Below are 10,839 nucleotides of genomic sequence, written 5' to 3'. Positions count from 1 at the left end.
GGGCTGTTCTTCTCGAACGGCCCGGGCGACCCGGCCGCGACCACCGGCCAGGTCGAGCTCCTCCAGCAGGCGCTGCAGCAGGACCTGCCGTACTTCGGCATCTGCTTCGGCAACCAGCTGTTCGGACGCGCCCTCGGATTCGGCACCTACAAGCTGAAGTACGGCCACCGAGGCATCAACCAGCCGGTGATGGACCGCACCACCGGCAAGGTCGAGGTCACCGCCCACAACCACGGCTTCGCGGTCGACGCACCGACCGACGAGGCGACCGACACGCCGTACGGCGAGGCCACGGTGAGCCACGTCTGCCTCAACGACGACGTCGTCGAGGGCCTCGAGCTTCGCAAGGACGGGAAGCTCAGGGCGTTCTCCGTGCAGTACCACCCGGAGGCGGCGGCGGGTCCGCACGACGCCGCCTACCTCTTCGACCGCTTCTGCGATCTCATGGGCTTCGAGGCTCCCTCCGGTCGCACCTCAACCACCGAGAGCGATGCCTGATGCCTAAGCGCGAGGACATCAAGTCCGTCCTGGTCATCGGGTCGGGGCCGATCATCATCGGCCAGGCCTGCGAGTTCGACTACTCCGGCACCCAGGCGTGCCGGGTGCTCAAGGCCGAGGGGATCCGGGTCATCCTGGTCAACTCCAACCCGGCCACGATCATGACCGACCCGGAGTTCGCCGACGCGACCTACGTCGAGCCGATCACGCCGCAGTTCGTCGAGAAGGTGATCGAGAAGGAGCGCCCCGACGCCCTGCTGGCGACGCTGGGCGGCCAGACCGCGCTCAACACCGCGACGGCGCTCGCCGCCGCCGGCGTCCTCGACAAGTACGGCGTGGAGCTGATCGGCGCCTCGATCGAGGCCATCGACCGCGGTGAGAACCGGCAGATCTTCAAGAAGATCGTCGAGGAGCTCGGCGGCGAGGTGGCGCGCAGCGCGATCTGCCACTCGATGGAGGACTGCCTGGCTGCGGTCGAGGAGCTCGGCTACCCGGTGGTGGTGCGCCCGAGCTTCACGATGGGCGGGACCGGCTCGGGCATGGCCCACGACGAGGCCGATCTGCGCCGGATCGCCGGCGCCGGGCTCCAGGCCAGCCCGACCACCGAGGTGCTCCTCGAGGAGTCGATCCTCGGCTGGAAGGAGTACGAGCTCGAGGTGATGCGCGACACGAAGGACAACGTCGTGATCGTGTGCTCGATCGAGAACCTCGACCCGATGGGCGTGCACACCGGCGACTCGATCACCGTCGCCCCGGCGATGACGCTGACCGACCGGGAGTACCAGCAGATGCGCGACCTCGCGATCGGCATCATCCGATCCGTCGGCGTCGACACCGGCGGCTGCAACATCCAGTTCGCGGTCAACCCGCGCGACGGCCGGCTGGTCGTCATCGAGATGAACCCGCGGGTCTCGCGGTCCTCGGCGCTCGCAAGCAAGGCGACGGGCTTCCCGATCGCCAAGATCGCGGCCAAGGTCGCGATCGGCTACACCCTCGACGAGATCCCCAACGACATCACCACCCGCGAGGACGGGCAGAGCACGCCGGCGGCGTTCGAGCCCACTCTCGACTACGTCGTGGTGAAGGTGCCGCGGTTCGCCTTCGAGAAGTTCCCGGCCGCCGACCGGCTGCTCACCACCCACATGAAGTCGGTCGGCGAGGCGATGGCCATCGGCCGCAACTTCACCGAGGCGCTGCAGAAGGCGCTGCGCTCGCTCGAGAAGGCGGACGCCGTCTTCGACTGGGAGAAGGACTGGGTCGACCTGGACAAGGACGCACTGCTCGAGGAGATCCGTACGCCGCACGACGGCCGGCTCAAGAAGGTCATGGACGCGCTGCGGGCCGGGGCCACGCCGCGGGAGATCTTCGGGGCGACCCACATCGACCCGTGGTTCGTCGACCAGCTGCTGCTGATCAACGAGGTCGCGGCCGAGGTCACCGCGGCGCCCGAGCTGACCCCCGCCGTGCTGCGCAAGGCCAAGCGGCACGGCTTCTCCGATGCCCAGATCGGCAAGATCCGCGGGATGACCGCGGACGTGGTCCGCGGGGTGCGGCACGCGCTCGGCATCCGGCCGGTCTTCAAGACCGTCGACACCTGTGCCGCGGAGTTCGCGGCCGCCACGCCCTACCACTACTCGTCCTACGACGAGGAGACCGAGGTGGAGCCGCGGGAGAGGCCGGCGGTGATCATCCTCGGCTCGGGTCCGAACCGGATCGGGCAGGGCATCGAGTTCGACTACTCCTGCGTGCACGCGTCGATGGCGCTCGGCCAGGCCGAGGACGGCGCGGGCTACGAGACCGTGATGGTCAACTGCAACCCCGAGACGGTCTCGACCGACTACGACACCTCCGACCGGCTCTACTTCGAGCCGCTGACCCTCGAGGACGTCCTCGAGGTCGTGCACGCCGAGCAAAAGGCCGGCCCGGTCGCCGGCGTGATCTGCCAGCTCGGCGGCCAGACGCCCCTCGGGCTCGCCCAGGGGCTCGAGGACAACGGGGTGCCGATCGTGGGGACCTCCCCGGCGGCGATCCACCTCGCCGAGGAGCGCGGCGCGTTCGGGCGGGTCCTGGCCGACGCCGGGCTGCCCGCGCCCAAGCACGGCCTGGCCACGTCGTTCGCCGAGGCCAGGGCGATCGCTGAGCAGATCGGCTACCCGGTGCTGGTCCGGCCGTCGTACGTCCTCGGTGGCCGCGGCATGGAGATCGTCTACGGCGACGACGCGCTCGAGGGCTACATCGCCCGGGCCACCCAGGTCAGCCCGGAGCACCCGGTGCTGGTCGACCGGTTCATCGACGACGCCGTCGAGATCGACGTGGACGCGCTCTACGACGGCGAGGAGCTGTTCCTCGGCGGCGTGATGGAGCACATCGAGGAGGCCGGCATCCACTCCGGCGACTCCTCGTGCGCGCTGCCGCCGATCACGCTCGGCGACTCCGAGATCGAGGAGATCCGGCGGGCCACCGAGGCGATCGCCCGCGGGGTCGGCGTGCGCGGGCTGCTGAACATCCAGTACGCCCTCGGCGCCGACGTCCTCTACGTGCTGGAGGCCAACCCGCGGGCGTCGCGGACGGTGCCGTTCGTGTCCAAGGCCACCGCGACCCCGCTGGCCAAGGCGGCGGCCCGGATCATGCTGGGCGAGACCATCGCCGGGCTCCGCGCCTCCGGGGTCCTGCCCGCGACGGGCGACGGCGGCACGCTCCCGCCCGACCAGCCGATCGCGGTCAAGGAGGCGGTGATGCCGTTCAACCGGTTCCGCACACCTGACGGCCAGCAGGTCGACACGGTGCTCGGGCCGGAGATGAAGTCGACCGGCGAGGTGATGGGGCTCGACGCCGACTTCGGGTCGGCGTTCGCGAAGTCGCAGGCCGCGGCGTACGGCTCGCTGCCGCTGCCGCAGCAGGAGGGCCGCGCGGGCCGGGTGTTCGTCTCGATGGCCAACCGGGACAAGCGGACCATGATCTTCCCGATCAAGGTGCTCGCCGACATGGGCTTCGAGATCCTGGCCACCCAGGGCACCGCCGACGCGCTGCGCCGCAACGGCGTGGCCGCGACCGTGGTGCGCAAGCACTTCGAGGGCCCGGGCGAGGGAGACGACCGCACCACCGTCCAGCGGATCCTCGACGGCGACATCGACCTCGTGGTCAACACGCCCTACGGCTCGGCCAGCGGCGGCTCGCCGCGGATCGACGGCTATGAGATCAGGACCGCCGCGGTGATGGCCAACATCCCGTGCATCACGACCGTCCAGGGGCTGGGTGCCGCGGTGCAGGGGATCGAGGCGACGATCCGCGGCTCGATCGGGGTGCGGTCGCTGCAGGACTGGTTTCGAGTCGCCTCGGATCGCACGTGATGGCGGATCCGGCGCTCTCACGAGCGGTCCTCAGCCCTCAACCCACGGGTTCCACCACGTGAGCCTCTACTCCACCCTTTTCGACCACGGCCTGACCCGGCTCGACGCCGAGAAGGCGCACCGGCTCGGCTTCCGGGCCGTCCGGGCGGCCCGGCCGGCGCTGGCCCGGCGGCGTGCGCCGGGTGCACCCGTCACCGCGATGGGGCTGACCTTCCCCAACGTCCTCGGCCTGGCCGCCGGCTTCGACAAGAACGCGGTCGGCATCGCAGCGCTCGGCGCGCTCGGCTTCGGGCACGTCGAGGTCGGCACGGTCACCGGGGAGCCCCAGCCCGGCAACGACAAGCCGCGGCTGTTCCGGCTCCCCGCCGACCGAGCGGTCGTCAACCGGATGGGGTTCAACAACGACGGCGCCGAGGTCGTGGCCGCGCGGCTCGCCGCGCGGCGACGCCGCGACGGTGGACCGGTGCTCGGGGTCAACATCGGCAGGACGAAGGTGGTCCCCGAGGACGCCGCGGTGGGGGACTACGAGAAGTCGGCGCGGCTGCTCGCACCACACGCCGACTACCTGGTGATCAACGTGAGCTCGCCCAACACGCCGGGGCTGCGCAACCTGCAGGCGGTCGAGAAGCTCGAGCCGATCCTCCGCGCGGTGCAGGACGTCGCGGGCGGCGTACCGCTCCTGGTCAAGATCGCGCCCGACCTCCCCGACGACGACGTCATCGCGGTCGCCGACCTGGCCACCGCCATCGGGCTGGCCGGCATCGTCGCGACCAACACCACGATCTCCCGCGAGGGCCTGGCCTCGTCACCCGCCCAGGTGGCGGCCGTCGGCGCCGGCGGCCTGTCCGGCCGGCCGCTGGCCGCGCGGTCGCTCGAGGTGCTCCGGCTGCTCAGGTCGCGGGTCGGCGACGGGCTGACCCTCATCGGCGTCGGTGGCATCACCACGGTCGAGGACGCGCAGGCACGGATCGACGCCGGCGCGGACCTCCTGCAGGGCTACACCGCGTTCGTCTACGAGGGGCCGGGCTGGCCCCGCCGGATCCTGAAGGGGCTCTCATGACCACGTTCGGCACTCGGTTCGTGGCCGCGCTCGACGACCGGGGGGCGCTCTGCGCGGGCATCGACCCGCACTCGGCCCTGCTGCACGAGTGGGGGCTGCCCGACGACGTGTCCGGGCTCGAGCGGTTCGCGCTGACGGCGGTCGAGGGGCTCGCGCCGTACGTCGCGGTCGTGAAGCCGCAGTCGGCGTTCTACGAGCGGTTCGGCAGCCGCGGGATCGCGGTCCTCGAGCGGGTCCTGGCCGAGTCGCGGGCGGCCGGGGCGCTGGTGCTGCTGGACGTGAAGCGCGGCGACATCGGCTCGACCACCCAGGCCTACGCCGACGCCTACCTCGACCCCTCCTCCCCGCTCGCGGCCGACGCGATCACCGCCTCGCCCTACCTCGGCTTCGGCTCGCTCGACCCGATGGTCGACACCGCGCGCAAGCACGACGCGGGGCTGTTCGTGCTGGCGCTGACCTCCAACAAGGAGGGGCCGGAGGTCCAGCACGCCCGCAGCGAGGACGGCGGGCCGGTGGCCGGGCGGGTGCTCGACCACCTGCGGCAGCTGAACGTCGGGGAGGAGCCGCTGGGCTCGTTCGGCGCGGTGGTCGGCGCGACCATCGGAGAGAGCGACCTCGACTTCGGGTTCAACGGCCCGATCCTGGCCCCCGGGTTCGGCGCCCAGGGAGGCACGGTCGCCGACATCCGGCGGATCTTCGGCGGTGCCGTCGCAGCGGTCACCCCGAGCTCCTCGCGCGAGCTGCTCCGCCGTGGGCCGTCGGTGACCGCGATGCGCGACGAGGCACTGCGCCTGAACGACGAGCTGCGCTCGCTGCGCGGCTGACCCGCTGGTTCTGTACGGGCGGGTCAGCGGTCAGCAGGCAACCCGAGCTCGGCAATGCTGAACCCATGAGGTTGCCTGCTGACCGCTGCCCCGACTGGGGCCGGACACGCCGGGCAGTCGTCCTCGCCGTCGTGCTGGTGCTGGGCGTGTCGGGATGCCAGAGCGAGCAGGAGCAGTACTGCGACGCGGTCAAGGACCACCAGCAGGAGCTGAGCGAGGTCCTCGGCGACGGTTCGCCGGACGCGTTGCTGAAGGCGCTGCCGATCTTCGAGGACCTCGCCGACGACGCGCCGGACGACATCCGGGACGACTGGAAGACCGTCATCGACGCGCTCGACGGGCTCCAGGAGGCGCTGGACGATGCCGGCGTCGACCCGGCGACCTACGACCGGGACCACCCACCGGCTGGGCTCAGCGAGGCCGACCAGGAGGCCATCGACCAGGCCGCCGCGCAGGTGGGCAGCCAGGCCAGCACGACCGCGTTCAACGCCGTGGACCAGGAGGCGAAGGACGTGTGCGGCACGCCGTTGCAGCTCGGCTGACGACCGGTTGACGACCGGACCCGTTCGCGAGCCGGACCAAACCTCTCGCCCCGGGGGTCGATTGCCGCGCGGACAGGTACCTGACTATGTTGAGCAGCACGCTCCCTCCCACTTCGAGCACCGAAGGACCCCGCAACGTGGCTCTGCCCCCGCTCACTCCCGAACAGCGCATGGCGGCCCTGGAGAAGGCCGCAGCGTCCCGACGGGAACGTGCCGAGGTGAAGAACCGGCTCAAGAACGCCGGCGCCTCGATCTCCGAGGTGCTCGCCGAGGGCCAGCGCAACGACGTCATCGGCAAGATGCGGGTCGTCGACCTGCTCCAGTCGATGCCCGGCCTGGGCAAGGTCCGGGCCAAGCAGACGATGGAGCGGCTCGGCATCGCCGAGAGCCGCCGGGTGCGCGGCCTCGGCACCAAGCAGGTCGCGGCGCTGGAGAAGGAGTTCGGTGCCTGACGCTGGGACTCGCCCGGCGCTCATCGAGCGTGTCGAGATGTCCGCAGGGTCGGCTCCCGGCCCACGCCTGCGGAGATCCCGACAGGCTCGATCAGCGGTTGGTTGCGCTCGTCGATGACCGAGCCGGAGCGCAAGCGCCGCCTCGTCGTGCTCGCCGGTCCGACCGCCGTCGGCAAGGGCAGCGTCGCGGCCGACATCCGCGAGCACCACCCCGAGGTCTGGATCTCGGTGTCCGCGACCACCCGCGCTCCGCGACCGGGTGAGGTGAACGGCGTCCACTACTGGTTCGTCTCCGACGAGGAGTTCGACCGGATGATCGCCGACGACGACCTGCTCGAGTGGGCCGTGGTCCATGGCCACAACCGCTACGGCACGCCACGCCAGCCCGTCGACCTGGCGCTCGCCTCCGGACACCCCGCCATGCTCGAGATCGACCTCCAGGGTGCCCGGCAGGTGCGCGAGACGATGCCCGAGGCGCTGTTCGTCTTCCTGGAGCCGCCGTCGTGGGAGGAGCTGGTCCGCCGGCTGGTCGGCCGGGGCACCGAGGACGAGGCCGAGCGCGAGCGCCGGCTGGCCACCGCCCGCGAGGAGCTGGCCGCGCAGGCGGAGTTCGACGTGAGCATCGTCAACCGCGAAGTTCACGCTGCCGCGGAGGAGTTGGTAGCCTTGATGAAGCTCGACACCGCGGACTGAGGGCCCGACCCCGCGTCTGCGACGAGCGGCGCGGTCCCGCCGGACCGCCGCCCACCACCGACACTCCATCGATCACAAGCTGCGAGGCTCACGCGTGTCTGCCCCCCACATCGAGGCCGAGGGTGTCACCAACCCCTCGATCGACGACCTGCTCACCAAGACCGACAGCAAGTACAAGCTGGTTCTCTACAGCGCCAAGCGCGCCCGGCAGATCAACGCCTACTACTCCCAGCTCGGCGAGGGCCTGCTGGAGTACGTCGGCCCGCTCGTGGACACCCACGTGCAGGAGAAGCCCCTCTCGATCGCGCTGCGCGAGATCAACGAGGACCTCCTGACCTGCGAGGACGTCGACCCGGCGGAGCTGGCCGCCGAGGAGGCCGCAGCCAAGGCCGCGGCCGCCGACGCCTCCGCGGAGTAGGACGCTCCCCTGAGCAGGGTCGTCCTCGGGGTCTCCGGCGGCATCGCGGCCTACAAGGCCGCCGAGCTGCTGCGCCGCTTCACCGAGTCCGGCCACGACGTCACCGTCGTACCGACCGCCGCGGCCCTGCACTTCGTCGGCGCCCCCACCTGGTCCGCGCTCTCCGGGAAGCCGGTCGCGACCGAGGTGTGGGACCACGTGCACGAGGTGCCACACGTGCGGATCGGGCAGTCCGCCGACCTGGTCGTGGTCGCACCGGCGACGGCGGACCTCCTGGCCAAGGCCGCGCACGGCATGGCCGACGACCTGCTGACCAACACGCTGCTCACCGCGCGCTGCCCGGTGGTCTTCGCGCCCGCGATGCACACCGAGATGTGGGAGCACGCCGCGACGAGGGCCAACGTCGCCACCCTGCGCGAGCGCGGCTGCCTGGTGATCGAGCCCGCGGAGGGCCGGCTCACGGGTGCCGACTCGGGCAAGGGCCGGCTGCCCGACCCCGACGAGATCTACGACGTGTGCGTCGACGTCCTCGCGCGCGGCTTCGGCCCTGGGTCACCTTCTCGGCAAGACCTCGCCGGCCGCCAGGTGGTCGTGTCGGCCGGCGGCACCCGCGAGTACCTCGACCCGGTGCGTTTCCTCGGCAACCGGTCCTCGGGGCGGCAGGGCTACGCCCTTGCCCGCGCCGCGGCCTCCCGTGGAGCGGAGGTGACCCTGGTCGCCGCCAACACCTCGCTGCCCGACCCGGCCGGCGTCAAGGTCGTGCGCGTGGAGACCACCGAGCAGCTCCGCACCGAGGTGCTGGCCGCGGCCGCCTCCGCCGACGCGGTGGTGATGGCCGCGGCGCCGGCGGACTTCCGGCCCGTCTCGGTCAGCGGGGCCAAGATCAAGAAGGCCGACGACGGCTCGGCGCCGGGGCTCGAGCTGATCCAGAACCCCGACATCCTGCGCGAGCTGAGCGCCACTCGGCCCCGGCCCGGTGCGGTGATCGTCGGCTTCGCGGCCGAGACCGGCGACGACCACTCGACCGTCCTCGAGCTCGGCCGGGCCAAGCTCGCCCGCAAGGGCTGCGACCTGCTCGTCGTCAACGACGTGAGCGGGGGAGCGGTCTTCGGCAGCGCCGACAACGAGGCGGTCGTGCTGGGCGCCGACGGCTCCGAGACCGCGGTTCCGCGCGGGTCGAAGACCGCCCTGGCCCACGTGATTTGGGACGAGGTGGCCCGGAGGCTGCAGGATTGACCCCGTTCGCCGGTGTGTCACCCGGGTGACGCGAATTGGGGACCGGCGCTGAGACATCGGTCCCGCCATGCGAGACACCGGCTAGCGTAGGCCCGCACCAGGAACGAACCAGGAGACACCACTGTGCCAGGACGTCTGTTCACCTCAGAGTCGGTGACCGAGGGTCACCCGGACAAGATCGCCGACCAGATCAGCGACTCCGTCCTCGATGCGTTGCTGCGCCAGGACCCCTACAGCCGGGTCGCGGTGGAGACGCTCCTGACGACCGGGCTCGTCGTGGTGGCCGGTGAGGTCAGCACGACGGGGTACGCCGACATCAAGGACGTCGTACGCCAGAAGATCGTCGAGATCGGCTACGACTCGTCGATCAAGGGCTTCGACGGCCACTCCTGCGGCGTCATGGTCGCGATCGGTGGCCAGTCCGGCGACATCGCGCAGGGCGTCGACAGCGGCCACGAGGCCCGCACCGGCTCGGTCGACGCCATGGACAAGCAGGGCGCCGGCGACCAGGGGCTGATGTTCGGCTACGCCTGCGACGACACCGACGTGCTGATGCCGTTGCCGATCGTCATGGCCCAGCGGCTGGCCGAGAGGCTCAGCGAGGTCCGCAAGGACGGCACGCTGCCCTACCTGCGCCCGGACGGGAAGACCCAGGTCACCATCGAGTACGACGCCGACAACCGGCCGGTCCGCGTCGACACCGTGGTCCTCTCCTCCCAGCACGACGAGGACACCCAGCTCGACACCCTCGAGTCCGACGTCAAGAAGCACGTCATCGACCCGGTGCTCGCCACCTTCGACCTGCCCTCCGAGGGCTACCGGCTGCTGGTCAACCCGACCGGCCGCTTCGTGGTCGGCGGCCCGATGGGCGACGCCGGGCTGACCGGTCGCAAGATCATCGTCGACACCTACGGCGGCATGGCCCGCCACGGTGGCGGCGCCTTCTCCGGCAAGGACCCGTCGAAGGTCGACCGCTCGGCGGCCTACGCGATGCGCTGGGTGGCCAAGAACGTCGTCGCCGCCGGGCTGGCCCGCCGCTGCGAGGCGCAGGTCGCCTACGCGATCGGCAAGGCCCAGCCGGTCGGGGTCTTCGTGGAGACCTTCGGCACCGGCACCGCCTCCGACGAGGCGATCCAGGACGCCGTGCTGAAGGTCTTCGACCTGCGGCCCGCCGCCATCATCGCAGACCTCGACCTGCTCCGGCCGATCTACGCCAAGACCGCCGCCTACGGCCACTTCGGCCGCGAGCTCCCGGAGTTCACCTGGGAGCGCACCGACCGCGCCGAGGCGCTCAAGGCGGCCTGTCTACCCTCGTGAGTTTCGGCCCGGGTCCACGACGACCGGAACGCCCTCGTGGGCCCGGGCCCGGGCCCGCGGCGACAGCTCGCTGCGCTCGCGAAAGACGGCTCTCCTGATGAATCCGTGGGTACCCGCGCGCCTACCGGATCGCGTCTCGCCGTCAAGGATCGCGATCGGCGCCCGCTTCGCGAGCAGGGCCGTGGGTTCTGTAGCGACCCATCCGCTTCTGTGCCGAGATCTCGGCACAGAAGCTCAGGGGTCGCCGGATATCCGGTGACCCCTGCGCTGTCGTGAGTGCCCCGCGCCTACCAGATCGCGTCTCGCCTCGCGCGATCCGGTGATACGGCGCACAACGGCGGGCTTCGCCGCGCCGTTGCATGGCGCGGGCAACACCAGCCCCGGTCGGTGGGGTTTGCGGAGGGATATCGGCACCTGGTGCCGGGAATCCTCGGCAAAGGCCAGGCTTG

Annotated in this window: 10 protein-coding genes; all 10 read left to right on the top strand. The window is 71.3% G+C overall.

Annotation, left to right across the window (positions count from 1 at the left end; all coding sequences use genetic code 11):
* On the top strand, nt 1–498 hold a 498-nt coding region (locus tag VFV89_RS04550), incomplete at its 5' end, for a glutamine amidotransferase-related protein (protein WP_329704717.1).
* Nucleotides 498–3,848 (top strand): carbamoyl-phosphate synthase large subunit, encoded by a 3,351-nt coding sequence (gene carB / locus VFV89_RS04545; protein WP_329704716.1) that lies wholly within the window; start codon nt 498–500, stop codon nt 3,846–3,848. The genes VFV89_RS04550 and carB, both read left to right, overlap by 1 nt.
* 58 nt (nt 3,849–3,906) lie before the next feature.
* Nucleotides 3,907–4,908 carry a quinone-dependent dihydroorotate dehydrogenase gene (locus VFV89_RS04540; RefSeq protein WP_329704715.1) on the top strand — a complete coding sequence of 334 codons (1,002 nt, stop codon included), beginning with the start codon at nt 3,907–3,909 and terminating at the stop codon, nt 4,906–4,908.
* Nucleotides 4,905–5,732: an orotidine-5'-phosphate decarboxylase gene (pyrF, locus tag VFV89_RS04535; protein WP_329704714.1), complete on the top strand. Its 828-nt coding sequence runs from the start codon at nt 4,905–4,907 to the stop codon at nt 5,730–5,732. Before VFV89_RS04540 ends, pyrF begins: the two co-directional genes overlap by 4 nt.
* A 65-nt stretch (nt 5,733–5,797) precedes the next feature.
* Nucleotides 5,798–6,274 (top strand): hypothetical protein, encoded by a 477-nt coding sequence (locus VFV89_RS04530; RefSeq protein WP_329704713.1) that lies wholly within the window; start codon nt 5,798–5,800, stop codon nt 6,272–6,274.
* Nucleotides 6,275–6,411: 137 nt separating this feature from the next.
* The gene (gene mihF, locus VFV89_RS04525) at nt 6,412–6,726 is read left to right on the top strand and encodes an integration host factor, actinobacterial type (RefSeq protein WP_329704712.1); all 315 of its coding nucleotides are present in this window, start codon (nt 6,412–6,414) and stop codon (nt 6,724–6,726) included.
* 114 nt (nt 6,727–6,840) lie between these two features.
* The gene (gmk, locus tag VFV89_RS04520) at nt 6,841–7,419 is read left to right on the top strand and encodes a guanylate kinase (RefSeq protein ID WP_329704711.1); all 579 of its coding nucleotides are present in this window, start codon (nt 6,841–6,843) and stop codon (nt 7,417–7,419) included.
* Nucleotides 7,420–7,513: 94 nt separating this feature from the next.
* A complete protein-coding gene (gene rpoZ, locus VFV89_RS04515; RefSeq protein WP_329704710.1) occupies nt 7,514–7,837 on the top strand; it encodes a DNA-directed RNA polymerase subunit omega in 324 nt (107 codons plus the stop codon).
* Nucleotides 7,838–7,846: 9 nt separating this feature from the next.
* Nucleotides 7,847–9,073, top strand: a complete 1,227-nt coding sequence (coaBC, locus tag VFV89_RS04510) for a bifunctional phosphopantothenoylcysteine decarboxylase/phosphopantothenate--cysteine ligase CoaBC (protein ID WP_329704719.1) — start codon at nt 7,847–7,849, stop codon at nt 9,071–9,073.
* Between the two features lie 123 nt (nt 9,074–9,196).
* Nucleotides 9,197–10,390, top strand: a complete 1,194-nt coding sequence (metK, locus tag VFV89_RS04505; RefSeq protein ID WP_329704709.1) for a methionine adenosyltransferase — start codon at nt 9,197–9,199, stop codon at nt 10,388–10,390.
* The last annotated feature ends 449 nt before the right edge of the window (nt 10,391–10,839 follow it).

The organism is Nocardioides sp., from assembly GCF_036274455.1.
Taxonomy (GTDB): domain Bacteria; phylum Actinomycetota; class Actinomycetes; order Propionibacteriales; family Nocardioidaceae; genus Nocardioides.
Note: the sequence above shows the minus strand (reverse complement) of the source record. Positions and strands in the feature narration are given on the sequence as shown.